The sequence below is a fragment of the Priestia endophytica DSM 13796 genome, assembly GCF_900115845.1.
Lineage (GTDB): Bacteria > Bacillota > Bacilli > Bacillales > Bacillaceae_H > Bacillus_I > Bacillus_I endophytica.
Window position 1 is genome coordinate 32,881 of the sequence record NZ_FOXX01000003.1, and the last position, 23,193, is coordinate 56,073.

Annotated in this window: 25 protein-coding genes and 3 pseudogenes; 17 read left to right on the forward strand and 11 right to left on the reverse strand. The window is 34.8% G+C overall.

Going from position 1 to position 23,193, the window contains the following annotated elements; all coding sequences use genetic code 11:
* Positions 1 to 9 precede the first annotated feature (9 nt).
* The 4 genes and pseudogenes from BM012_RS06975 to BM012_RS25825 all read left to right on the forward strand — a co-directional run bounded on the left by BM012_RS06975 (position 10) and on the right by BM012_RS25825 (position 2,808).
* Positions 10 to 378 carry a PTS glucitol/sorbitol transporter subunit IIA gene (locus tag BM012_RS06975; RefSeq protein WP_061802805.1) on the forward strand — a complete coding sequence of 123 codons (369 nt, stop codon included), beginning with the start codon at positions 10 to 12 and terminating at the stop codon, positions 376 to 378.
* 163 nt (positions 379 to 541) lie between these two features.
* Positions 542 to 805 (forward strand): annotated as a pseudogene (locus tag BM012_RS06980) (HPr family phosphocarrier protein).
* Positions 806 to 834: 29 nt separating this feature from the next.
* Positions 835 to 1,173 (forward strand): hypothetical protein, encoded by a 339-nt coding sequence (locus BM012_RS06985; RefSeq protein ID WP_061802804.1) that lies wholly within the window; start codon positions 835 to 837, stop codon positions 1,171 to 1,173.
* Positions 1,174 to 1,459: 286 nt separating this feature from the next.
* A protein-coding gene (locus BM012_RS25825) for an IS3 family transposase (RefSeq protein ID WP_139210312.1) occupies positions 1,460 to 2,808 on the forward strand; the annotation gives its coding sequence in 2 pieces (ribosomal slippage) (positions 1,460 to 1,919 and positions 1,919 to 2,808; 1,350 coding nt in all).
* A gap of 126 nt (positions 2,809 to 2,934) precedes the next feature.
* On the opposite strand, the gene BM012_RS07000 is transcribed toward BM012_RS25825, so the two are convergent.
* Positions 2,935 to 3,402, reverse strand: coding sequence for a hypothetical protein (locus BM012_RS07000; RefSeq protein ID WP_061802801.1), 468 nt, complete (start codon positions 3,400 to 3,402; stop codon positions 2,935 to 2,937).
* Positions 3,403 to 3,483: 81 nt separating this feature from the next.
* Here BM012_RS07000 and BM012_RS26320 point away from each other — a divergent pair.
* Positions 3,484 to 3,726: pseudogene (locus BM012_RS26320) on the forward strand (hypothetical protein); the annotation flags it as partial.
* A gap of 330 nt (positions 3,727 to 4,056) precedes the next feature.
* Here the strand turns inward: BM012_RS26320 and BM012_RS07010 are convergent.
* A complete protein-coding gene (locus BM012_RS07010) occupies positions 4,057 to 5,025 on the reverse strand; it encodes a poly(ethylene terephthalate) hydrolase family protein (protein WP_061802799.1) in 969 nt (322 codons plus the stop codon).
* A gap of 204 nt (positions 5,026 to 5,229) precedes the next feature.
* Between BM012_RS07010 and BM012_RS07015 the strand changes: the two genes are divergently transcribed.
* The gene (locus BM012_RS07015; protein WP_061802798.1) at positions 5,230 to 5,781 is read left to right on the forward strand and encodes a TetR/AcrR family transcriptional regulator; all 552 of its coding nucleotides are present in this window, start codon (positions 5,230 to 5,232) and stop codon (positions 5,779 to 5,781) included.
* Positions 5,782 to 5,923: 142 nt separating this feature from the next.
* Here the strand turns inward: BM012_RS07015 and BM012_RS07020 are convergent, their stop codons facing one another.
* The 3 genes from BM012_RS07020 to BM012_RS26325 all read right to left on the reverse strand — a co-directional run bounded on the left by BM012_RS07020 (position 5,924) and on the right by BM012_RS26325 (position 7,914).
* On the reverse strand, positions 5,924 to 6,259 hold the full coding sequence (locus BM012_RS07020) for a YolD-like family protein (protein ID WP_061802797.1): 336 nt from the start codon (positions 6,257 to 6,259) through the stop codon (positions 5,924 to 5,926).
* 14 nt (positions 6,260 to 6,273) lie between these two features.
* Positions 6,274 to 7,539, reverse strand: coding sequence for a Y-family DNA polymerase (locus tag BM012_RS07025; protein ID WP_061802796.1), 1,266 nt, complete (start codon positions 7,537 to 7,539; stop codon positions 6,274 to 6,276).
* Positions 7,540 to 7,749: 210 nt separating this feature from the next.
* Complete coding sequence (locus BM012_RS26325; RefSeq protein WP_167360135.1) at positions 7,750 to 7,914, reverse strand: hypothetical protein; 165 nt, start codon at positions 7,912 to 7,914, stop codon at positions 7,750 to 7,752.
* Positions 7,915 to 8,113: 199 nt separating this feature from the next.
* Between BM012_RS26325 and BM012_RS07030 the strand changes: the two genes are divergently transcribed.
* From BM012_RS07030 to BM012_RS07040, 3 genes are all read left to right on the forward strand, one after another.
* Entirely contained in the window at positions 8,114 to 8,896 is a 783-nt protein-coding gene (locus BM012_RS07030; RefSeq protein ID WP_061802795.1) for a hypothetical protein, read from the forward strand.
* Positions 8,897 to 9,133: 237 nt separating this feature from the next.
* Complete coding sequence (locus BM012_RS07035) at positions 9,134 to 9,424, forward strand: hypothetical protein (RefSeq protein WP_061802794.1); 291 nt, start codon at positions 9,134 to 9,136, stop codon at positions 9,422 to 9,424.
* Positions 9,425 to 9,730: 306 nt separating this feature from the next.
* A complete protein-coding gene (locus BM012_RS07040) occupies positions 9,731 to 9,913 on the forward strand; it encodes a hypothetical protein (protein ID WP_061802793.1) in 183 nt (60 codons plus the stop codon).
* Between the two features lie 522 nt (positions 9,914 to 10,435).
* Here the strand turns inward: BM012_RS07040 and BM012_RS07045 are convergent.
* The gene (locus BM012_RS07045) at positions 10,436 to 11,332 is read right to left on the reverse strand and encodes a DMT family transporter (protein ID WP_061802792.1); all 897 of its coding nucleotides are present in this window, start codon (positions 11,330 to 11,332) and stop codon (positions 10,436 to 10,438) included.
* Between the two features lie 129 nt (positions 11,333 to 11,461).
* Positions 11,462 to 12,196: an NADPH-dependent F420 reductase gene (locus BM012_RS07050; protein WP_061802791.1), complete on the reverse strand. Its 735-nt coding sequence runs from the start codon at positions 12,194 to 12,196 to the stop codon at positions 11,462 to 11,464.
* Positions 12,197 to 12,421: 225 nt separating this feature from the next.
* On the opposite strand from BM012_RS07050, the gene BM012_RS07055 reads away from it, so the two are divergent.
* A complete protein-coding gene (locus tag BM012_RS07055; protein ID WP_061802790.1) occupies positions 12,422 to 12,781 on the forward strand; it encodes a winged helix-turn-helix transcriptional regulator in 360 nt (119 codons plus the stop codon).
* 145 nt (positions 12,782 to 12,926) lie between these two features.
* Here the strand turns inward: BM012_RS07055 and BM012_RS07060 are convergent, their stop codons facing one another.
* The gene (locus BM012_RS07060; protein ID WP_407719610.1) at positions 12,927 to 13,115 is read right to left on the reverse strand and encodes a DMT family transporter; all 189 of its coding nucleotides are present in this window, start codon (positions 13,113 to 13,115) and stop codon (positions 12,927 to 12,929) included.
* A 334-nt stretch (positions 13,116 to 13,449) separates the two neighbouring features.
* Here BM012_RS07060 and BM012_RS07065 point away from each other — a divergent pair, with 334 nt between their 5' ends.
* The 4 genes from BM012_RS07065 to BM012_RS07080 all read left to right on the forward strand — a co-directional run bounded on the left by BM012_RS07065 (position 13,450) and on the right by BM012_RS07080 (position 17,903).
* Positions 13,450 to 13,875: a MarR family winged helix-turn-helix transcriptional regulator gene (locus BM012_RS07065; RefSeq protein WP_061802789.1), complete on the forward strand. Its 426-nt coding sequence runs from the start codon at positions 13,450 to 13,452 to the stop codon at positions 13,873 to 13,875.
* 450 nt (positions 13,876 to 14,325) lie between these two features.
* A complete protein-coding gene (locus BM012_RS07070; RefSeq protein WP_061802788.1) occupies positions 14,326 to 15,660 on the forward strand; it encodes an NtaA/DmoA family FMN-dependent monooxygenase in 1,335 nt (444 codons plus the stop codon).
* Between the two features lie 26 nt (positions 15,661 to 15,686).
* Positions 15,687 to 16,427, forward strand: coding sequence for an oxygen-insensitive NADPH nitroreductase (gene nfsA, locus BM012_RS07075; protein ID WP_061802787.1), 741 nt, complete (start codon positions 15,687 to 15,689; stop codon positions 16,425 to 16,427).
* 15 nt (positions 16,428 to 16,442) lie between these two features.
* Complete coding sequence (locus BM012_RS07080) at positions 16,443 to 17,903, forward strand: DHA2 family efflux MFS transporter permease subunit (protein ID WP_061802786.1); 1,461 nt, start codon at positions 16,443 to 16,445, stop codon at positions 17,901 to 17,903.
* A gap of 195 nt (positions 17,904 to 18,098) precedes the next feature.
* On the opposite strand, the gene BM012_RS26330 is transcribed toward BM012_RS07080, so the two are convergent.
* Complete coding sequence (locus tag BM012_RS26330) at positions 18,099 to 18,263, reverse strand: hypothetical protein (protein ID WP_167360136.1); 165 nt, start codon at positions 18,261 to 18,263, stop codon at positions 18,099 to 18,101.
* A gap of 395 nt (positions 18,264 to 18,658) precedes the next feature.
* Entirely contained in the window at positions 18,659 to 19,279 is a 621-nt protein-coding gene (locus tag BM012_RS07085; protein WP_061802785.1) for a flavin reductase family protein, read from the reverse strand.
* A 95-nt stretch (positions 19,280 to 19,374) separates the two neighbouring features.
* Here BM012_RS07085 and BM012_RS07090 point away from each other — a divergent pair, with 95 nt between their 5' ends.
* Complete coding sequence (locus BM012_RS07090) at positions 19,375 to 20,064, forward strand: ArsR/SmtB family transcription factor (protein ID WP_061802784.1); 690 nt, start codon at positions 19,375 to 19,377, stop codon at positions 20,062 to 20,064.
* A 90-nt stretch (positions 20,065 to 20,154) separates the two neighbouring features.
* On the opposite strand, the gene BM012_RS07095 is transcribed toward BM012_RS07090, so the two are convergent.
* A complete protein-coding gene (locus BM012_RS07095) occupies positions 20,155 to 20,424 on the reverse strand; it encodes a SunI/YnzG family protein (protein ID WP_061802783.1) in 270 nt (89 codons plus the stop codon).
* A 474-nt stretch (positions 20,425 to 20,898) separates the two neighbouring features.
* On the opposite strand from BM012_RS07095, the pseudogene BM012_RS26740 reads away from it, so the two are divergent.
* Positions 20,899 to 21,460, forward strand: a pseudogene (locus tag BM012_RS26740) (recombinase family protein).
* A gap of 183 nt (positions 21,461 to 21,643) precedes the next feature.
* The gene (locus tag BM012_RS07105; protein WP_061802782.1) at positions 21,644 to 23,137 is read left to right on the forward strand and encodes an SIR2 family protein; all 1,494 of its coding nucleotides are present in this window, start codon (positions 21,644 to 21,646) and stop codon (positions 23,135 to 23,137) included.
* Positions 23,138 to 23,193 lie beyond the last annotated feature (56 nt).

Consider the following 23,193-nt stretch of genomic DNA (forward strand, 5'->3'; position numbering starts at 1 on the left):
ATGATCATTATGAAGACAATTTATCAATCTATTGTTACCGAAGTAGGTTCACAAGTAGAACTATTCTTACAGGAAAAAATGATTATTTTATTTAATGATTCTGCCCCAGATGATTTACGAGATATTTCTGTTGTGCATAAGCGTTGTTCATTAGAAGAAGATATTAAAATAGGTGATGAATTAGTAATAGACAACCAATCTTTTAAAGTCACCTTTGTTGGAAACAAAGTGAATGAAACAATGAGAGATTTAGGACATTCAACTATCACTTTTGATGGTTCCTCGAAATCCGAAATGCCTGGAATGATTTGTGTAGAAGAAAAAGAGATTCCAACCATTACATCCTCATCCCAACTTATGTTTAGACAGTTATCTTAGAAAGCCAATTATGTGTTGATATTAGACTATGAACAATGAGGATTCGAAAATTGATTATAGACTGCAAAGGTAGACGAGAATTATTAAGTTGCAATCACCTCTTTATTTAAGTAACCAAGAGCTAACTAATAAAGTACTTTAAAAGGAAGCTGGAGGACTTTTCATGAATTCTGTTGAAATAAGAATTATGAATACAAGTGGATTACACGCAAGACATGCAACGCAATTTATAAAAGTACTTGATAAATTCCACTCTGAGATTTCAGTCATAAAAGGTGATTGAAAAGTTAGTGGTAAAAGCATTATGGGGCTTATGAGTCTGGCTATTCCAAAGGGAATGACAATTAAAATAGAAGCAGAGGGACCTGATGAACAACAGGCCATAGACGCCTTGGTTAACTTTATTGAACATAAACTAAACAATTAGATAACAACTATGTTAAGGAGAGGAACAACATGAAAAGTTCTAAAATGGAAGCTAATTTATACTGTATTACTTGTAATGAAGAAACCCCTCACTTAATTACTTACATTAATCATAAAATTGAAAGTGTTCAATGTGAAGATTGTAAACGTGGAATGAAAATACGAAGAGATATTATGAAAGAATTTTATAAGGAAGTTTATAATCGTATCTCAACGAAACCATCAAGAATTACAAAAGAATATAAAGAAGATCTAAGTGGATTTTTATATAAGGTTCCAATTCGTATGATTAGCAAACCTTATCGAATTATGAATGATTTAAACGAGTCACGTAAAGTTATTAGACGATTTAAAAGGGAAGAAAGATAAATAAGGTGAAAACAAAAGAACCTGAACTCTTAACAAGCAATCCCTTTTGCCAATTCTTTGTCAAAAGGGATTGCTTGTGTTTTTTATCTCTATTTGTAAGTTCTCTTTACTAATACTTTAAGTGTAAAACTATGATATATAGTTTTTATAAACACTACCTCTAACAAATTTTATATAAACTTAGTTTATATAAAATTTATTCTAGGAAGTAAAAAAAGCGCAAACCCGTTCTGAACTGCACCCCGATTGTTAGACACAATCTAACAATCGGAGGTGCAGTTTTTTTATGTCAAAACACACACTTAAAACAAAATTAACAGCTATAGATTTTTATATTCATAAACAGTATTCCTATAAAGAAGCAGCTGAGCTAGTTGGGGCGAATAGATCAGATGTGATTCAATGGGTAGCTTTATTTAGAAAACATGGAGAAGCAGGCTTAGAGTCAACATATACAAAGTACTCTGTCGAGTTTAAAATGGAGGTATTAATCTATATTGAAAAAACGGGGGCGTCTATTCGTGAAGCCTCTTCTGTATTTAATATTCCTTCCTACTCAACCGTTGTAAAATGGAGAAGGAATTTCCAAGAACAGGGCCTGGATGGTTTGTATCCTAAAAGCAGGAGGACTCCAGAAGTGAAAAAGAATTTAAATCAGAAGAAGGATGCCAGGAAAACAAATGAAGAGTTAGTAAAAGAAATCGAACGTTTGCGAATGGAAAATGTTTATCTAAAAAAGTTAAACGCCTTAGTTCAGACATCAAGGGAATCAAAGAACGAGAAAAAGCTCAAGTAATCGTTGAATTAAAGCATAAGTATAAGGTCGCCGATCTTATCAAGGTAGCTGGAATCGCCCGTAGTACGTACTATTATTGGATGAAAACCTTTAAACGTCCCGATAAATATAAAGAAATAAAACAAATGATTAAGCGTATCTTTCATGAACACAAAGGTAGATATGGTTATCGTCGTGTTACAATCGAGTTACGCCGTCTAGGCTACCTGATTAACCACAAGACCGTCTATCGGTTAATGCAGGAATTAGGTTTAAAATGCCTTGTAAGACTTAAAAAGTATCGTTCTTATCGTGGAAAAGCAGGGAGAATCGCTCCAAATATTCTTAAACGTGATTTTAAAGCTACTAAACCAAATGAAAAGTGGGTAACGGATGTCACAGAGTTTCATTTATGTGGAGAAAAGCTTTATTTATCCCCAATTCTGGACCTGTTTAATGGAGAAATCATCTCCTATCATATTGATAAACGACCTGCTTTCTCACTCGTGACAACGATGTTAAATGAAGCATTTGAACACTTGAATGAAGGAGATCACCCTATTCTACATTCCGATCAAGGTTGGCATTATCAAATGACACGATATCAGCATTTATTGAAGGAGCATAACATTACCCAAAGTATGTCCCGTAAGGGTAATTGTTTAGATAACGCGGTGATAGAAAATTTCTTCGGTTTATTAAAATCAGAGTTATTTTATCTTCAAGAGTTTAATAGTATAGAGCACTTTAAACAAGAGTTAGAGTCTTATATTTTCTATTACAATCACAAAAGAATTAAAACCAAATTAAAAGGATTGACTCCTGTAGAATACAGAAATCAATCCTCATTAACTGCTTAAATAAATGTCTAACTTTTTGGGTTCACTTCACAATCAGTAGTTTTTTCTATTTTTACGCTGTATAAGATACTTATTTTTAGTTCGCATAATGTTGATTCTAGGTAGTAAAAGGGCATACGAACTTTATTAAAAACTTATAAAGAATGGATAACTAAATTCTTTTTTACTTTGAATAATGAATTTGATGGGTCTTCCTTTATTATTTTCGATACTCAGATTTTCTTTCACTGCATTTTTACCTTCATACCATATTCGTCCTTTACTATCCTTCTCCATTGTTTCATCGCCCTCAAAGTATATCTCAAAATGTTTCTTATGATAATAATCGAATATCTCTTTTTCACTTAATTCAGAGGATAATTTCATGTATGCTGCAACAGTTGGATACCCTCCACTTCCTGAAGGCCCTCCACCGTATAAAACTCCATGATCAAAATCCTGTTCCATTATTTTTGTTTTTGGAGGTAACGGATAATCAAAGAGTTGATGTGCGTATCTCTTAGCATACCTATGTTCTTGACCAAATATATAATAAGACAATGAACCTATGCCTATTAAAACAAGACAGACAGTTATTAGTTTTAACTTTTTCATACGCTTTCCCCTTTCTTATCTTTCATTACAAGTTAACTATTATTTTATTGTAAAAGAAAAGAGTACCACGAAGTTAAAGAAGAGACAGGTCTAGATGTTCTAATTCATGAAGGTTTCAAGACAAGTATGGAATATACAATTTCAGAAACAAATAATAGAAAACAAGTAATTTTATTCTTAGGGACACCCACGAGTAACTCTGTGACCATTCAAAAAAGTGAAATTGCAGTGTATAAATGGGTTACATTTACCGATGCATTAAACTTATTTAAGTATGAAGATCATAAACAAGTTCTAAAACAAGCACATGAGTTTTTAGGATAAAGTTTTAGTTGACTATTCAAGAATAGGGCCAGATTGTTGAACAACAATTTAAAGGTTGTGAAAAAATTCACTTAAACTATCGGGACAGGTTCGTGGAAAAAGGAAAACTAAATTAATAAAAAAATCACTGGTTAAATACCAGTGATTTCTCTTAAAGGTTTTGTTTTTATTATCTTTTTAATGATTATTCCTGCTGACACCATTACCAACAAAATTCCTAGAGTTAGGTAAATACGTGGGCTTCTGAAACAAATGAGATACGGTTCAGATAGCGTTTCTGAGCCGTTTCTGCTTTCTCTTAAATTAAATTGTAACTTCTCCAAACTCGTATTAGTTGTTCTTTTCAATATCCTGCCAGTTAGAATTACTTAGTATTTCCGCCGACTTTCCAATAAACACCAACCTCGCTTCTTCATCATTTTGTAGCTGATATAACATCCAAGCAGTCATATATCCATCTGCTCTTGTAAGCATATCCCCGTGTTCTGCTCCGTTGATTCTTGCACGGACCTTAAACACGTCATTCCTGATTCCGTCATAGTTAACAATTAGGGATGAAAGCGGTGCGACGCCTCCAAAACTGGTTTTCGAATCTTCACCTGAGTCGTCAGAGCTGCCTGTTCCTGCTGACATAAAATAAGGTATCGCAACTTTTGAAATATCATATTCCCAACCCATATTTTTGGCAAGCAGCGAATATGCGGCGCTTCCGGTAAATATCGTTTTATATTTATTACTGTTATCATATTCCGTGACGGCTCTTATCGCTCCTGCGCCTCCCTGAGAATAGCCGATAACGCCGATATTGTCCTGACTTACCTTCCCGTAGAATATACTGTCGGAATCGCTATTCAGTTCCAATACATAATCCAGTGTTTTTGAAGTCGTTAAACCTGTCCCCGCCTGCTTGTCCTCATTGCCTACCACAATAAATCCCCATGAAGCAAGTCTTTCAAAAAACGACTCATAAACGGAAGCAGCTGTGTTGCTTGCATTTGTCACGACGATGAGTGGATACGCTTGACTTTTGCTTTTGAGTTCTGTAGGATACCAAATTTTGTACTCCTTTATCGTATCATCCTCTGATTTCAATTTAACGAGCGATACTTCATAACTCCCCAATCCCGCATACTTTTTCTCTAATGTAGCGTCAGATTGAAAATTCTTATAATAGGTATCCTCGATAATCGGCTTTTTAGAATCCAAGTAATTCTTGATTAGTAAAAATGATAACAAGATTATGATTAAAGCGATAAAACTTAAAACCGTAATCCCAATTACTTTTAGCACCTTTTTCATATTTCCACCCTCCGTTTTCCTTTCCGTTGACAAAGAAATGACTTATATTAGAATAAAGTCAACAGGAAACAAATGCCCTAATTCGGTACATCTGTTTCAATCGCATTATATTTATAACAGTTGAGTTCTTGATTAGCAATACCAAACAGCTTGAAACTTGTTGCAAACACGTTATGCGGAACAAAAAGGAGAATTTGTACCTCTATGAAAAAGAATCAAACGGTATTTCTAAAATTATGTCTAGCAGACGCTCTTATAAAACTTATGGAATCGCAGGACTATGATACGATCAATGTGAATGTGATCTGCAATTTGGCGGGAGTTGGAAGAACAACCTTTTACAGACACCTCGGTCGCAAAAATAGCAAAGATGAATTATTAATTTTTAAGCTCAATTACGAGTGGGAGTGTTATGCCCAGAAGCACGAGGAGGATGTAAAGAAAGACAAGGGCTTTGCCATGTTAAACTATATTTACGAAAACAGACGACTGTTTACTATGTTAAATAACAACGGATTGGTTGTGACAATTATGCGGGTATTTGAAAAGCTGATACCTGCTGGCGAACCCTACGACAAAAGCCACTCTTATCTAATATCCTTTTTTTCCTATGGGTATTTTGGTATTATCTATCAATGGATAAAATACAATTTTGATGAGACACCTGAGCAGGTGCAAAAGCATATTTTTGATACGTTTTCGTTAGGGATGAAAAATCAGAACGCCAATTCAAATCCTGCTAGTCCTGATTGTTAAAGTCGAAACTGCAGAAAAGGATGGTCAATATTTACGTAAATGCACCACTTGTGGATTGACTAAGAATCTATAATAGGTCTAACAATATAAATGTATTTATATCTGAGCTACTCTAAATATAACTAAAGAGTAGCTTTTATTTTTAAATAAAGGAAACGTCAATCAGGTCGCTTAGCCTTACCTTACTTATTTCTTCTTCTGCTTCATTTATAAAAACAAATACATCTTTAGAGGAATCAACGAACTCAATCACACCTGTTTCGGTGATATGTCTGCCCTGCTTATAGTAGGTTATATGTACGGTTTTAAGCATATGTAAAGCTTCTAGTAATATGTAATTCATTTGTTCCATTTGCTCTTCTGTTAAATGGGACTTTGATATTTCTAATTGTTTGTTTATGATTTTCTGTAATCCTATGTATTGCTCCGGCATGGTAACAAAAGCCCTCCATTTTTTCATTCCTCTATCTTCTTGCATATCATCATCCTCCTTTACGATTTATGGCCTCCCATTAAGCCATTTCGATAACGAGCTGTGGAATAATCGAGAGCGCTTGAAGCCCGAAGAAGACTATTCTTCCCATAGCGAAGACGAATCTCATCTATCGTCTTTACAAGTGTATAGGCTTTTTCACGTCGATCAATATCTTCAAACAGGCTCATTTGTTCCTCCTCTTGAATGGTTGTATTTGATAGAGAAATGCCTATGGAACGAATAGGCATTCCGTTGTCATGCGTATGTAAGATGGTTAAACAATAAGGAAAGATATCTTGACTTAAGTTGGAGGCTCGAATCATTTTCTTTTGTCTAGAAAATCCTTTACCGGTTTGTTTGCTATATCCAATGGATAAATGGACCGTTTGAGCAACCACTTGATGCATGCGTAACCGAAAGCAAATATCATCTAATAATTCTAATAGTAATAATTCAATTTCTTTTCGGCTCGTGTAGTCTCGAAGGAGAATTTGACTTTTCCCAAATGAGCGAGAGTCGGGAATATATACATCCGAAATACGGCTATAATCAATGCCATTCGCATGTTGATGAAGCTCGTTACCTAAGACACCAAATTCTTTTTGTAATAGCTCTTTAGATGATAGGGCTAATTCTTTAAGAGAGTGTATCCCCAAGCCATTTAATCGCCTTTCCGTAGCTGATGAAATTCCCCAGAAATCTCTCATAGGGTAGATCGACCATAATTTATGAGGTACATCTTCATAGTGCCAATAAGCGACTCCTGCTGAGCTATGTTTTGCTTCATGATCTAAACTAACTTTAGCCATTAAAAGGTTAGGACCCATTCCTATTGTTGCTGTCAGTCTTGTTTTTTGATAAATTTCATGAATGATTTTATGAGCTAATGCTTCTGGTGTTTGAGCAAATAAATGTAAAGAAGCTGTGGCATCAATGAAAAATTCATCAATACTATAGGCATGAAAATCTTCAGGAGCTACGTACTGTAACATCAGGCTTGAAACATAATTAGACGCTTTCACATATCGCTCCATAGAAGGGTTTACGATGTAAATATCTTTTCTTTTTGGAATCTCAAAAAGTCGACTTCCGGTCTTGATCCCTTCTTTCTTTAATAAGGGCGTAGCAGCCAATACGACCGATCCTGGCCGTGTGGTATCCCCTACAACCGCAAGCCTTACTTTTAAGGGATCTAGTCTTCTTATTACACTTGAAACCGAAGCGAAAAAAGATTTCATATCTATACACATAACGATTCGGTTTGGAAGCTGCTCATAATCCATTGAAATAACCTCTCTAAAAAAAGAACGTTTGTTCTATTATATACGAACTAATGTTCTTTATTCAATATATTAAAAATGGACGTATTCCATAATATTTGAAGATAAGTAATTAATTAAGAATAAAAAGAAAGACTACGATGAATGATATGAATGCCCCGATTTACACAAAAAAGCGTTGTCGCTATCCGACAACGCTTTTTGTATGAACGCTTACTTTGGTTTTTGTAGTGATTTCTTATCTAATAACTGCATAGAAAAAATGTCTCGTTCTGTGATCCCTAACAACTTCATTTCTTCTTTATGAGAGCGACCTTCTACTACTTTTATAGCCTTGATGGTTCCATCTCTTAATGTATATTCTTGATACATTGTCATACAACTTACTCCTCTAATTTAAGATTGTTTCTATAATATCATAACTTTTATAAAAAAAAGGGAACTGATACACAACCTGATTTCTGGATATACAAAATATTTTATTTAAACTCTTTAATGAAAATTTTTCTAATTATTGATGTATAATTTAGTAGCATAATTTAGATATAGCTATTAACAAGGGAAGGGAAGAGTTTTAATGAATGGAATGGATTACTTATTTATTACTCTAATCAATGTAGCTCTCTCTGTACTTACCTTTTTTATAGCAGGTTTTTTTAGGCAAAAGGGAAGAAATCTTGCTACTAAAACGGATATTGGAGAAATTACTAAGAAGCAGGAGGAAGTTAAAACCACTTTTCAAAAAGAAATTAATAAGCAAAAAGCTGAACTGAGCGAGAAGCTTGAAGAATTAAAATACCGACAGAATATACTTTTGAAAGATTATGAGCTATACGTTACTAAAAGGCATGAGTATTATCCTGAGTTATACAAACAAATCTTAGTAAGCATAGGAAAGATAACAGGTCTAAGAGGATCCCGAAAGAGTCCCATTTACACGAATGCTGATATAGAAGATATCAAGTCACTTATGGAATTCAAAAACTTTACGAACTTGGATCGAAAACTGATTGAAGAGAATTGGAAGGATAATAGACAAAAAGCAATAAATATCTTGGAGAATAGATTGAGAAAGATCGAATACAATGAAGCAGAAATCTCATACTTAGAAGCAAATAATTTCCGTCTATTAAATATCTTGTTCTTTTCTGATACAGTTAGCTCAATATCCCAGAAATTGTTGGATGTTATTCGTGAGCTTTGGATAAATTACTCTCCAGAGGAGGTTCCTACAAGGGATCCAGATTACATTCCTAAAATGGACAAAAAGAATAAGCAATTGAAAAAAGATATTCAAGATTTAAAGGAGCAACTATTTAATCAATTGAAAGCTGAATTACAGAAAAAAAAAGAAGAATAAAGATAAATGATTGTTACCAAAAGAAAAACCATTGATTTGCTTGATAAGAGTTTAATAATGTATTTTACTCTTATCCTCGGAAAATTAACGAAGGATAGACATAATGTACGTCATAGGAGATAAAAGACAAGCCCGTCCCGTGGAATCTACATATCCTATTTAATATGATAATGCCAAACATACCTATCTTATTCCTCGTCTAACATGCTATAAGGTTAGGATAAGGAGAAATGTAAAGTGGAAAGAAAAAAGATAATAGGTATTATCTCAGTTGTTTGCTTCATCGTTTCCTTCATTCTTACAATTGGACGCTATGCGACAATGGGTGGATGGATTCCGTATGGTGGTGTATTTGTTGCAATCTTTTTAAACTATGTACTACCTTTCCTTGGTTTTCTTGCTTCTTTTTTCAGCGAGAGAGGATTTTTAAAGTATGTAGGTATCTATGGGAATCTTTTAATTATCATATTAACTTTTGTAATACCAATCATAACGCTCATTTTTTGGTTTTCGAATCCTATACCATAAACCAGAAGCAACGATATTTAAACTTCGTTGCTTTTTTACTCTATAAAAAGTGAGCACAACCAGACGGTTCGTAAAGTGTACGTTCACAAAAGTGCACTTTTACGGACGTCTTTTTAATACACAGAATATCCTTAAACACAATTTGATTAGAGTTCTTTCAAGGAGATATACTTACTTCGCATATTTAAAATCCTCTTTTAGTCTTCTCTAAAACACCTATAAATGTCATTTGTAAGACAACCCAATTTTTAGATCTTGTGGTAGCATATAGATCTACATATTAAGGAAAGTTGAGGATGATAAATTGTGACTCAAGAAGAATTTATATATTTCCGCAATGAGAGAGAACTTTATCTAGATGCCCTTATAGAGAAGCTTGTCACAGGAAAACAAAACATTGAGAGAAAAAAGTTTTTTTACCAAAAGTTAGATCAATGGCGTGATACGGCTCTCCTTCTTTACTCTGAACATGAAACAATGAAGCACTAGTGGCTCACCCATCACTAGTGCTTCATTTTTATTTAGTGGGGGATTACCCAACAACTAAAAGATAAATGCAAAATTCGGGCCTGTATTTCGTTTAAATAAATTTCCTAAAATAATCGTTACATTTTCATCCCCATTTTTTTCAATATAACAACTAATGCTTGTGGAAGTATTCCCTACATCTGCCACAAATCCCCTTGTTGATCATTTACTTCTCTCTCATATCAAAAGAAAGCTTTTATTTATTTTGAAACCTTCTTTCTAAAAGGAAAACACCCCCACACCTACCATAAGCCCCCTTGTCGTACCTTGAATAAAGAATAAGATATATAAACATACGTGTATATTAATCTACAAAACTGTTCATAATATTAATGTATTCCCCCATATGTGAAAAGCTTTTGCTAGTACTGAGCAAAGGCTTCTTTTTTATTAAAAGGAATTTAGAACTAAATTAGTTTAGTCGGGACGGACGGTTATTTGTTTCTGTTTTAAAACCTTAAAGGGATAAAGTCAAGGGTTTTCTTAGGCTTCTACCTTTTTCTCTAATGGAGGTTTAGGTGTTTTATTCAGTCGTAAATTACCTGATAAATATAACCCAGTAAAAACAAAAAGGGAAGCAATGGCATCGTATATTGTAATCTTTTCACCTAATAAGATAGAGGCTAAAAGGTAACCTGCGATGGGGGTTAGGAATAGCCAGATATTTGCTTTAACAGCATCTTGTTTAAGTAAATAAAACCATAAAATCATGGCAAAGATTGAAACACCTAAAACCGACCACACGAGATATAGGATCAGATTTATATCCAATACAACAGGTTCATCTAATTCTAAAAGAATAGAAGGTATAATTAAAATAATCCCCCCGAATAAAACCTGCCAGGCATTAATTACTAGGCTTGGTAGTTGCAACTTTTGTTTTTGAAAATAAACGCTGCCAACTGCCATGGATATCATGCCCATTAGTAGCAAGATAATTCCACTCCATGTAGAATGTCCATCTTGTAATAAAGGATATGTAGCAATTACTAAGCCAATGGCTGAAACAAGCATCCCTATCCACTCTTTCTTTTGAATGAAACGATTCATGAAAATGGAGGATAGAATTGCAACAAGAAAAGGATTAACAACGACTGCTAAATTAAAAAAGCCAGATGATACTGTTTTTAGTGCCCAAAAACCACAACCAAGATACAGAGAAGTATTAAATAAACCTAATAGTATCAGGGGTTTCCACTCATATTTTTTGGGCATGCGGTATTTACCTTTCCTAAATAAATAAATATATAATAACAATAAGCTCCCAGCTAAAAGGAAGCGAATAGTCCCCATTATCAATGGTGGGGCCGATAAAAGACCAAATTTAACAGAAACCGCCCCAGATGCCCATAGAATCGTAAATAAAATGCCAAAAAACATTTCCTTTTCCCTCCTTCAAATACTTACTAGATAAAAAGTTAATTTAAATAGTCATTTTCCAGAAAGTAGACGATTATGATGTGTTTTATATAACAAAAGGTGCGCTCTAACTGAGTGCACCTTTTGTTTTTATGAATTGTATATTTTTCTGTTTAGATTCACAACATCCTTATGTGAAAATTCAACTTCCTTTTTTTCTGTAAACCTTTCGATCACCTTATCCCGTAGTAATGGTGCTTTTTCTTTATTTGCCTTTTTCAACGCTTCCGTAAGTTCATCTTTTGTTAGCTCTGTGCAGTAAGCAGGAGTTCCTGGTTGTTGTCTCCAAGAGTCACTTAAAGAACCACTGTCTACTGCATCAAAGCCTAGCTCGTATACTATGTCCATGACTACTTGTTTTTGTGATGGATCATTACCAGCAACCGCCATCGCAATTCGTCCACTAGATTCTTCAGATGTTCCTTCATTTTCTAACGTATAGGCTAATAAGTTGTTGAAAGCTTTAATGACAGGTCTGCCTAATTGTTTTGAAACCCAAACACTTTCAACCATCCCGTTCTCGATTTCTTCAATTTTGTCGTCTCTAAAAGGATAATAATTTGAAGTATCTACAATGATTACTTCCTCCCCGACTTGATCGATAATGTTCCGAATGCTTTGCATTGCTTTAGTAGGGAGAGATATTATAAGAACTTCAATATTTTCCATTACATCCTCTACGCGCACAACTGTTCCAGCAAGCTCTTTTCCTTCTAAATGTTCAATTCCCCTTGCATCTGCAACTTTGACGTCATGCCCATTCTTAACTAATTTTTTAGAAATAATTGACCCAATTGGTCCTGCACCTATAATTCCAAATCTCATGATTGTTCCTCCTCAAGAATTTGTATATAAAAGCATTATTCTGCTTAAAGTTACACCATCATATATTTATCAAACCGTAAACATATATTCATTAGATATAAAAAACGTATTGAATACTTCTGTTACATATACTAGAATAAAATCATTTCTCATCTTTTTGAAGTAGGCAATTAAAATTGCCATAGTACATTTTTTTGTACTTAACAATAGAAAGCAGGTGAAAAGGTGTCTAGAATATGTAAGGATGGATTTGACCCAGAGTGTATAAAGGAACAAAGAGAAGTATATGGTATTGCCTATACCCAGAATATGCTTTCAGGACGCTGGAAGTATATTATTCTTTGGTTTTTAAAAACCAAAGAACGTCGTTATAGCGAAATTAAAGCTTTTTTATGGGACATTTCACAGGGTTCTCTTACAAAACAGTTGAGAGAATTAGAAGCAGATGGATTAATTAAGCGAGAGGTTTTTCCTGAGGTACCTCCACGTGTTGAATATTCATTAACAACTAAAGGATGTGAATTTATCCCCATACTTGATATGATGGAGAATTTCGGCAAAAAATTCGGAGAGAAACCTGAGTGAAATAATAAAATGATATTTTTTATCAATTGGACCGAATTTGTGAAGTATTGTACTAACGGGTTTAGTTCAATAGGGTTATTCTATCTAATTCAAAACGCTGCAATCGTTAAAATTAGATTGCAGCGTTTTGAATTATTTTACTATATTATGCAGATATTTCTTCACTAGGGTGTTTATTTTCTTTATAGATAAGATAAAAAGCAACTATCATAAATAGTAATGCAGAATAACGTTTTATATCTAAATGAATGACTAAACTATTGAACCAGCCGAGATTGTCAATAACAATGCCGATTACAAGCTGACCAATGATCATGGTAATATGGGTTGCAATAACTCCAGCTTTTTGTTATTAAGTACAAAAAAATGTACTATGGCAATTTTTATTGCCCTCTTTTAAAAAATGAGAATTGGTTTTATTCTAGGATATGTAACAAAATTACTCCATACAACAAGTTGATAGGCAAACGGTGTAATAAACAGAATTTGGACATTTGAGTGTGAAACAGCTGATGTGGATCATGGGTTCTATCTTATGGTTGGATCCATACTTTTGCCCTCCATAGCCCGATAAAATGTGAGTAGGTCCCTTAGGATAAATTGACAACTAAATTTTCATCGTGGTATAGTTAGCTTGCTAAATATAGTGTGGTAGTGGAGGCATATCTATGAACGATAATGTTGATTGCGATATTCGTCAGTCATTAGATAAAATTTCATTTCAAATGCGTCGAGATTATAATGAGAGTCTAAGAGAACTTAATCTTTATGTTGGCCAAGATAATTTACTCTCTCGGTTGTGGTTAGGCGATGGGGTAACACAAAGGCAACTATGTGAACATTTAAAATGTGAACCGCCTACGGTAACAAATATGGTTAAATCATTGGAGCAAAACGGATTTATATACCGTAAACGTGATGAACAAGATGCAAGGGTTATGCGAATTTATCTAACGGACAAAGGCAAAGAATTAGAGAAACCGGTTGAGTTCAAATGGAAACAGCAGCAAGAAAAGTTACTCCATTCAATCTTACCGGAAGAACGCTTACTATTAAGGCAACTTATGAAGCGAATGGAGAGAAACTTGTTCTAAGTTTTCTCTATATTGATATTTAGCATGCTAAATATTTAACAGTTCTATATCGTTTATTTACTAACAAAAAGGTTATGGATCCACTGAAGAGGATGCGTCTAGCCAAAAACAATGATATCCGTACTTTCTAAAATGCTTTGGCTTAATTTCATAGGAGAATATATTTTTAAAGACGTACATTGAATAATAGCCTTTCTCAACAGGGAAGCTTTTTTTTGGAAGTGTGGGACCCAGCATTTTGATGAATCATTGCACCAGCCTTTTACAACTATGACGTACTCAAACCCAAGGGATATGAGTATTATACGTTACAATTCAGTAAGGAAGTCAAAAGAAGTCTTGTCTTTGCTGGGGAATAACCAGTAGATTAGTTAGCAAGCTAAATAATATTGAATTTTCTCCGAGCTACTAAAACTTGATTGGAAATAATTCACTAAGGAGAAGAGATATATGAAAAAAAGAAAAGAAATGCAACTAGCACTACAAATGGTTTCTGGATATGGAGCCGAATTTAGCGCTTGGAGAATGCCTGGTACCGACCCAGCAGCCTACACAAATACGGATAGTTATGTGGAGCGAGCTAAATTAGCTGAAAAAGGAAAATTTCAAATGATCTTCATCGCGGATACTCCTGCATTATACAATGACTTAGGTCCTCAGACTCCTATGTTCCCTATGGATCCTATGTTAGCGCTAATGGCTGTAGCTAGAGAAACGAAACATATTGGGCTTGTTGCTACCCTATCAACGACATTCAATTATCCATATAACATAGCACGTCAGTTCAAAGCACTAGATGTTATAAGTCATGGACGTGTAGGATGGAATGCGGTCACCTCATCCCATCCATTAGCAGCAGCAAATTTTGGTGCTCGGGTTGCCAATCGCAAAGAAAGATATGGTAAGGCACATGAGAGTATACAAATCGTTCAAGCATTATGGGGGAGTTGGGAACCAGACGCTTGGACGTTAGATGTAGATGGAGGAAAATTTGCGGACATGGACAAAATTCAGCCTATCAACCTTGAAGGGCAGTATTACGCATCTCGTGGTCCTTTACCAATCCCCCCTTCTGAGCAAGGTCAGCCAGTTATTTTCCAAGCAGGCGGAGGGGAAGAAGGATTGGAATTAGCAGGGAGGTACGCTTCTGGTGTCTATGCTAACCCTTACGACATTGAGTCTGCTCGTGAACATAGACAAGCGCTTCGACAAAGTGCAGCTCGTTTTGGCCGAAATCCCGATGATATCAAGATGTATGCAGGTTTTATGTTTTCCATAGGTTCAACTGAAGAAGAAGGTTTAGAACGACGAAGACAGCTTATGAGTTTTAATCCTGAGGAGATTCCAGGAAGGGTAAGTTACCTTGGTTCCATGGTTGGTTTACCACTATCGGTGAATTCGGTAGATATTGATCAACCATTAGCAGCTGATATGTTGAAAAAGGCATATGCCAACCCAATGGATCCACGTTCCCCCAGAGCTTTAGAGCTGTTGAAAAAAGGGCTATCCATTCGAGATGTTCTTGCCCATGGGGTCATTAACTATCATCCAGTAGTTGCAGGTACCCCCGTACAAGTTGCTGACTTCTTGGAAGAATGGTTTTTAGCTGGTGCATGTGACGGCTTCTCGGTTGTTCCGGATATAGCCTATGATGGAGTTGCTGACTTTGTGAATCTGGTTGTCCCCATTTTGCAGGAGCGCGGTTTGTTCCACAGGGAATATGAAGGAAAAACACTGCGCGAGAATATGGGAGTTCCTTATCAATACAGAAGACTAAAATATTAAAATAATTAATAGAGGAGAGAATTCAAATGAATAATACCCTTAAATTACTTCATAATCATACGTCCATTCGTTCTTATACAAATCAACCATTAACAGAGGAACAACGAGAGGCAATCTTTCAGGCTGCTAATCAGACTTCATCTTTCAGCCTTTTACAGGCCGTTTCTATCATTAGAATTACAGATTCAGATCTTCGCAAAAAAGTAATGCAGCTTTCTGCGAATCAGCCTTATATTGAAGAGGCAGCAGAGTTTTGGATTTTTTGTGCAGATTTTAACCGAAATCATCAAATTGCCCCCAAGGTAGACCTTGACTATATTGAATACCTTTTAATCGGTACATTCGATGCGGGGCTCATGGCTCAGAATGCTTTAACGGCAGCTGAATCAATGGGACTCGGTGGTGTATATATCGGTGGAGTAAGACTTAATATTACAGAATTAACTGAGGTATTAAATTTGCCAGAGCATGTGGTTCCTTTAGTGGGGCTATGCATAGGCCACCCTGCTGGAGAGAAACCTGGACTAAAACCACGTTTACCTCAATCAATGGTCATGTTTAATAATCAGTATCAAGCACTAGATGAAGAAAAATTAGCAACCTATGACCAACAGATGCGTGAGTATTACCAAGATCGTCCTGTTAAAGCTCCTTTCACAGTAAAGAAAGTAAAGGGATGGAAAGATCATATTGAGGATCATCTTGAAAGAAGCAAATTACCCTTCATGCTTGAGTATTTAAACAAACAAGGATTTGCTAAAAAATAAACTGTTACTAATTAAATGGATTTACAAGGAGATATAGAAATGAAGAAGCAATACAATACGCGTGTCATCTTGGCATCGCTGCTTATGTGCGGTTTTGTAGGCATGTTTAGCGAGACGGCTCTAAATATAGCAATGACTAATTTAATGGAAGTGTTCCAAATTTCAGCCGCAACCGCACAGTGGTTAACAACCGGTTTCCTGCTGACTCTTGGCATTTTAATGCCGATAAGCGGCCTGCTGTTGCAGAGATTTACAACGAGACAGCTGTTCACAGGTTCTCTCATGAGCTTAATCATAGGTACCCTCATTGCGGCGCTCGCGTTTAATTTTGAGATGTTGATGGTTGCTCGAGTTTTACAGGCAGCAGGCATGGCATTATTGCTGCCACTCATGTTCAATACGGTTCTTGTCATATACCCGCCGGAAAAGCGAGGGGCGGCGATGGGCTTCGTTGGACTTGTTATCATGTTTGCGCCAGCAACCGGACCGACCATAGGCGGTCTATTAATCGAGTATTTAACATGGCATTATATCTTCTGGTTTTCACTGCCGTTCTTGGTTATTGGATTGTTGATAGGGCTGAAGTATTTGGAAAATGTCACCGATGTCACGAAGCCCCAAATCGATATGCTGTCTGTCGCATTGTCAACGATCGGCTTTGGAGGAGTTGTCTTCGGCTTCAGTAAGGCAGGCGAAGGAGCTGAAGGATGGGGAAGCGCAGTTGTGGGCACTTCAATCATTGTTGGGCTCGTCGCGCTGGTACTGTTCATACTGCGGCAGAACTCTAAACGCGATCCGATGATGAATCTGAGCGTTTTCAAGTACCCAATGTACGTCGTTGGGCTGCTCCTGGTAATGTCGTGTACGTTGATCATTATGTCGAGCATGATTATCCTACCGATGTTTTTGCAGACGGGTGCAGGATTGTCTGTGTTCACTGCAGGACTCATGCTTTTGCCGGGTAGCGCGCTGAACGGTATCCTCTCTCCACGTATGGGGAGCTTGTTCGATAAATATGGGCCGAAATGGCTCGTTATTCCTGGTCTCGTAATCGTGGCAGTCATGTTATGGTTCTTTACAACCCTGTCTCCTGCTTCATCAGTGGCCTTTATCGTGGCTTTGCATATCGGGCTCATGGTTGGGGTAGGGATGATATGGATGCCTGCCCAAACGAACGGGTTAAATCAATTACCGCCGGAGTTATACCCGCACGGCACGGCAGTCATGAATACACTTCAGCAGGTGATGGGTGCGATTGGAACGGCGGTCGCAATCAGTATCCTTACGGGCGGTATGGAGGAATACTTGCATCGCTCCTCCACTCCGGCCAAACAGGCCGAAATTGCAAACGCGATGACAGCTGGATCACAAAACGTGTTCCTGTTCACGATGATCATAGCACTGATTGGCTTGGTCATAGCGTTCTTCATCCGCCGTGTCATCGTCAACCACAAGGTGATGAATATGCCTCATTAATGTTTTGCCAGCAAGGTGCTTTAGCTTAACAAGCCAAAGCACCTTAGAGGAATTCGACTTTCCAGGTTAAAATTTGCTTAGCTTATAATATCCGCATTTTGTCGGCAGGACCTCTTATAGGTTATCCCAAAATATATAGGATAGCTATACGAACAGCCCTTACCTAATATAGGTAAGGGCTGTTTTATTCTTTGTTTATTTAGGTTTTTGTAAGAAATTTTTATCTAACAATTGAATAGAAAGAATATCTCGCTCTGAAGTATATAACAATTTCATTTCTTCCTGTATATAGCGACCCTTTACTACTTTTCTAATCTTTATCTTTCCATCAGGTAATGTATATTCTTGATACAGGGTCATAGGATTTACTCCTCTTTTTCAAAAGTTTCTTCCATTAATATATTATCCTATATGTAAAAACCCTTTGTTAATATTAAACAAAGGGTTTCTTTTTATTTAACAATCACTAGTTTACATAACACACATTATCGGACATAAACTACTCAGAGGAATTTTTATGCTATATATGTATATGAGTCTATAAAACTGGACAAGCTATTAATGTATTCCCCTATCTATACCTATAAGAAAACTCTTTGCTAGTACTGAGCAAAGAATTTTCTTATGTGTAAAGACTATTCAAATAGGATTCATCAATACCAAACAGGTTATAAGGAAACTAAGAAAGCTCTTTTTTATTAAAAAAGAGGGCTTTTTAAATCAAAGTTTATAAATCTTAAAGATGTATAAAAGGTTTAGATTTCTGAACGATAGGTTTTTCCTAACTCCTTACCAAGACCAAAATAATGACGGAAATTATAAATTAATGGATTCCATTGGTTTGGATCAATATGATTCTCTCCTATAATCATGTCTTTATGAGCATGAACATGTATAGCTTCTGTCTCTACAATGGCAAAATGGGTTGAATAGTCAGGGATTCTAACTTGTTTCACCTTAGCTTCAATTTGAAGTGGACACTCTGCAATACGTGTAGGCTTAATGGATTGTGATGGAATAGGCGTTAATTCACTATGGAGGTACTTTTCCTTTTGATAGGTAAACCCTAGTTTTTCTTTATAGTCCGGAACAGGATCTTTTCCTGTATAAGAAGCTATTTTCTCAACGTTTCCCCATAGCGAAGCGTTGGGAATATTAATGACACATTCAGGATGTCGTTGCAAATTCTCTAGCGCTTTTCCTCCTGCTGCAATTCCTAATATAATGTAATTTCCTAATGCCCAAGAAGATGACAGAGGGCTTATATTGACGGTTTGATCTTCATTTAGTGTAGTGAGTAAAATAACGGAAGTCCCATAATATAAGACTTTAGGTTTGATTATTTTAGTAGATGGAAGTTGATTTATGCCGTTCATCTTTATCTCTCCTCTATTTGTAGGCTCTTTTTTATTGTAAAATATAAACATCTCAATCCTCATCGAAATGTGGATTACATAGGGGAGGAGTAAAAATGAACGTAAATCCTAATGTAGCAAAGATTGCTACTCTTGTAAGCGAATCTTCACGTGCAGCCATCTTAACCGTCTTACTGGACGGTCGATTTCATCCGGTCAATGAACTTGCTTATATGGCTGGAATAAAGCCTCAAACAGCTAGTTTTCATTTAACTAAAATGATGAATGCCAATGTAGTTGCCGTTGAAAAACAAGGGAGACACCGATACTATGGGATTCTTAATGAAGAAGTAGCCCAAGTTATGGAATCCCTTTTATCTTTAGCTCCACCAGTCGAAGTAAGGTCCCTAAAACAAGCTACCGAGGATAAACAAATTCGTTTCGCAAGGACATGCTATGATCATCTTGCAGGAAATTTAGGTATACAACTAAAAGATTCTTTAATTGAAAGAGGCTTTTTATTAGAAGAACAAAATGAGTTTCTGGTCACTGAAGAAGGGCATGAATTCTTCAAGAAACTTCAAATTGATATGGGAAAGGCCAGAAAAAAACGTCGTTCTTTTTCACCTAAATGTTTAGATTGGAGTGAAAGGCGTCATCATCTTGCAGGATCCTTAGGAAATGTAATTTTAGAAAGGCTGTTAGAGCTAAATTGGATTCAACGTTTACCTAACACAAGAGCTATAAAAATTACTTCTGAGGGAAAAAGAGGGTTAAAAGAAATATTTTCTATTGATATTAGTTAAAAAACTTTCAGGCATTAGATTCAAATTTAGTTACCATAATGTTGATTATCGAAGAAAAATAAAGCCTTCGCTGATGAGCAAAGGCTTTATTCATACTTGAAAGTATGAATTTATCTCTTTTAATAGAGTTGATTTGTTTGTAGTAAAAAGTATGTAGTTTTCTTTCTTAGTTTTAATAAAGATTCGATCAGTTGTTCCATATGGTGATCCTATACGAATTGCATCAATATCTTTACCTCCATATGTATCATCGTCTGTAACTTCAATAATATCCTCTAATGCAATATTAAATTTAGCAAGCTGCCATTTAACAATTAATTCTTCTTTTGTTCTTTTTACATCGATTTCCACTGTAAACATCTTACCTACCCCTTTTACCTCGTAATTACATTTTAACAAAAATTATACTTTTTCATTCTGGATACTACATAAGATTTCAGATTATACAAAATATGTTAAATATAGTAAAAAGCGCAAACCTGTTTAATAAAAGCGAGTTAAAACTTTTTTTCATTACGAACGAGCATAATTCACACATCCATTAATTCCCTTTCCACTTCATAAAAAGTGAACACACCCAAATAGTTCGCAAAGTGAACGTCTGTAAAAGTTTACTTTTACGGACGATTCTTTTTTATAAGAAATCTAGCATTTTTATTGTTCGTTTAAGTTTAAAATTTAATTACGAACGTCCTCTGAAATACATACACTTTTACGGACGTTTTTAATAGAATAATAGGAATAAAAATACAAAATAGCGATAAAAATGGAAAATATAAAATTTGGATACGAGTAAGTAGTCAAAATCAAAATGAAGGTCATCAACTTTAATCAATGGATGAATTTAGAAATTTCTTTCGAGACATTTTCATCGATAAGTAAAACGGAAAAATTTCAATAAAGAACAGGATCAATTGATGAAACAGATGATCCGTAAAGGAGATATTCTTTATATTCATTTCTTAGATCGCTTAGGTCGTAATAAAGAAGATATTTTACATTAATAGAGTAATATCTCAAAAGAGGTTAAGGCGCACATCGTAGTGACGAATATACCTTTATTGGATACAATCCAATATAAGGATAGTTTAAATAATTCTATTGCTGACTTAGTTCTTTAAATTCTCTCTTGGATTGCACAAGAGGAACGGAATTGTACTTGGAAACGTCAGCAGGAGGGTATTGATTCTGCCCCGAAGAATGGTATATCGTTTGTCCGTCCTAAAGCTCAGATTAGTGAGGAGTTTATTGAAGTGAAGCCTATAATTAGTGGAGAAATAAGAAGATTATAGCTATACAAGCTATGAAAACAGCCAATGTGAAAAAGACAACATTTTATAAGTTAGTAAAGAAATATGAAGATAGTAAAGAATTATACAGTTATTATCATAAATAATAGATTAGGTAATTCTAATTACTTTCTATTTTAGACTAATATAGTTGAGTCAATTTTCCGATATAAAGATTGATTATGTTTAAGAATTTATTTCATACTTATGATTTAATTGTAAAAAATATTCTAGTTAGTTTAAAATTAACATTACTATATTCAACTAAAAAGAAATGAGTGGATTTTAATATGAGGATCAATGAGTTTATAGCTAAATTTGATAACCATCCCGTACTATTCATTGGTACAGGCATTAGTTTGAGATATATAGAAAATACATTTACTTGGGACGGTTTATTATCCTATATTTCTTATGAATTAAAAGGTAATAATGAATTTTACTTTGATTTAAAATATAAGTATCAAACTAATGGAGAGTATGATTATCCCCAGATTGCAAGTGAGCTCGAAGCTGAATTTGATGTAATTTTACAAGAGGATAGAAATGGAAAATTCAAGAGAATAAACGATCTATTCTATAAAAATATAGGAAATAATATTAGTATAAGTAGATTTAAATTATTTATTACAGAATTATTAAGTAATTACTCGATAAAACCAGAAAAAAAGGATGAAATAGCTGAATTACAAAAAGTAAGGAAAAATATTGGATCAGTGATTACAACTAACTATGATACTTTTATAGAAGATATATTTGAGTTTAATTCTTTAATTGGTAATGAAATACTATTAAGCAATCCCTATGGGTCCGCATATAAGATACATGGATGTGTACAACACCCAGATAAAATAATAATCACCAATTATGACTATAAGCAATTTGAAAATAAATACGAATTAATTAGAGCCCAATTATTATCACTATTCATTCATAATCCTATTATCTTTTTAGGATACAACTTAGGTGATAAAAATATAAAAAGTATTTTAAAGACAATATTTACATATGTGGACCCTTCTTCAGAAACAGCTGAAAAAATTAGAAGTAATTTCTTATTAGTTGAATATGAGGAAAATTCAGGTAACCTGGAAGTAGTGGAGCATGACATTGATATAGACGGTATGTCTACTATTAGAATTAATAAAATTAAGACTGATAATTTCATTAAATTATATGAGCATCTAGGAACATTAAGTCTGCCAGTATCCGCAATGGATGTTAGAAAAGTCCAAAATGTTGTAAAAGAGATCTATGCTGGGGGAAACATTAAAGTTAGTATTACAGAAGATATTGATAGCTTAAAGAATGGTGAAAAAGTATTAGCAATCGGCTCGTTAAAAACTATAAAATATGAATATCATACTGCTGAGGAAATGATGGTTAATTATTTTAAACTAATTGAGGAATCTAACCATCAGTTACTAAGATTAATTGAAAAACATAGAATCCAGAGTAATCAATTTTTTCCTATATTTGGTTTCATTAGGGTCCAACCGAATATTTCCAATTCCGAAAGGTTACAAGACATACAAATGAAGAAAATTAACAACCTGAAAAATTTACCTGACTTAGCTACAAATCATTACAGCATAGATAATATATTAGAAGACGAGGGGATTGCAAATACTAATAAAACCTTGGCCATAGTAAAAGGTATTCTTTCTAGAAGAATTAATTTAGAAGACGTAGAAAGGTATTTAAAAGATTATGATAATAAACGAAGCACTGATTATAAAAAATTATTATGCGTATATGATTATAAGAAGTATGTAATTGAATAATATAGCTTTAGATTTCAAGGTAAACATAAACTCAGAGCGAGTTTTTAATAAAAAAG

What these genes read in the sequence shown, in the direction of transcription:
- BM012_RS06975 (WP_061802805.1), top strand. Translation starts at nt 10, where the DNA reads ATGAAGACAATTTATCAATCTATTGTTACCGAAGTAGGTTCACAAGTA.
- BM012_RS06985 (WP_061802804.1), top strand. Translation starts at nt 835, where the DNA reads ATGAAAAGTTCTAAAATGGAAGCTAATTTATACTGTATTACTTGTAAT.
- BM012_RS07000 (WP_061802801.1), bottom strand. Translation starts at nt 3,402, where the DNA reads ATGAAAAAGTTAAAACTAATAACTGTCTGTCTTGTTTTAATAGGCATA.
- BM012_RS07010 (WP_061802799.1), bottom strand. Translation starts at nt 5,025, where the DNA reads ATGAAAAAGGTGCTAAAAGTAATTGGGATTACGGTTTTAAGTTTTATC.
- BM012_RS07015 (WP_061802798.1), top strand. Translation starts at nt 5,230, where the DNA reads ATGAAAAAGAATCAAACGGTATTTCTAAAATTATGTCTAGCAGACGCT.
- BM012_RS07020 (WP_061802797.1), bottom strand. Translation starts at nt 6,259, where the DNA reads ATGCAAGAAGATAGAGGAATGAAAAAATGGAGGGCTTTTGTTACCATG.
- BM012_RS07025 (WP_061802796.1), bottom strand. Translation starts at nt 7,539, where the DNA reads ATGGATTATGAGCAGCTTCCAAACCGAATCGTTATGTGTATAGATATG.
- BM012_RS26325 (WP_167360135.1), bottom strand. Translation starts at nt 7,914, where the DNA reads ATGACAATGTATCAAGAATATACATTAAGAGATGGAACCATCAAGGCT.
- BM012_RS07030 (WP_061802795.1), top strand. Translation starts at nt 8,114, where the DNA reads ATGAATGGAATGGATTACTTATTTATTACTCTAATCAATGTAGCTCTC.
- BM012_RS07045 (WP_061802792.1), bottom strand. Translation starts at nt 11,332, where the DNA reads ATGTTTTTTGGCATTTTATTTACGATTCTATGGGCATCTGGGGCGGTT.
- BM012_RS07050 (WP_061802791.1), bottom strand. Translation starts at nt 12,196, where the DNA reads ATGAGATTTGGAATTATAGGTGCAGGACCAATTGGGTCAATTATTTCT.
- BM012_RS07065 (WP_061802789.1), top strand. Translation starts at nt 13,450, where the DNA reads ATGAACGATAATGTTGATTGCGATATTCGTCAGTCATTAGATAAAATT.
- BM012_RS07070 (WP_061802788.1), top strand. Translation starts at nt 14,326, where the DNA reads ATGAAAAAAAGAAAAGAAATGCAACTAGCACTACAAATGGTTTCTGGA.
- nfsA (WP_061802787.1), top strand. Translation starts at nt 15,687, where the DNA reads ATGAATAATACCCTTAAATTACTTCATAATCATACGTCCATTCGTTCT.
- BM012_RS07080 (WP_061802786.1), top strand. Translation starts at nt 16,443, where the DNA reads ATGGATTTACAAGGAGATATAGAAATGAAGAAGCAATACAATACGCGT.
- BM012_RS26330 (WP_167360136.1), bottom strand. Translation starts at nt 18,263, where the DNA reads ATGACCCTGTATCAAGAATATACATTACCTGATGGAAAGATAAAGATT.
- BM012_RS07085 (WP_061802785.1), bottom strand. Translation starts at nt 19,279, where the DNA reads ATGAACGGCATAAATCAACTTCCATCTACTAAAATAATCAAACCTAAA.
- BM012_RS07090 (WP_061802784.1), top strand. Translation starts at nt 19,375, where the DNA reads ATGAACGTAAATCCTAATGTAGCAAAGATTGCTACTCTTGTAAGCGAA.
- BM012_RS07095 (WP_061802783.1), bottom strand. Translation starts at nt 20,424, where the DNA reads ATGTTTACAGTGGAAATCGATGTAAAAAGAACAAAAGAAGAATTAATT.
- BM012_RS07105 (WP_061802782.1), top strand. Translation starts at nt 21,644, where the DNA reads ATGAGGATCAATGAGTTTATAGCTAAATTTGATAACCATCCCGTACTA.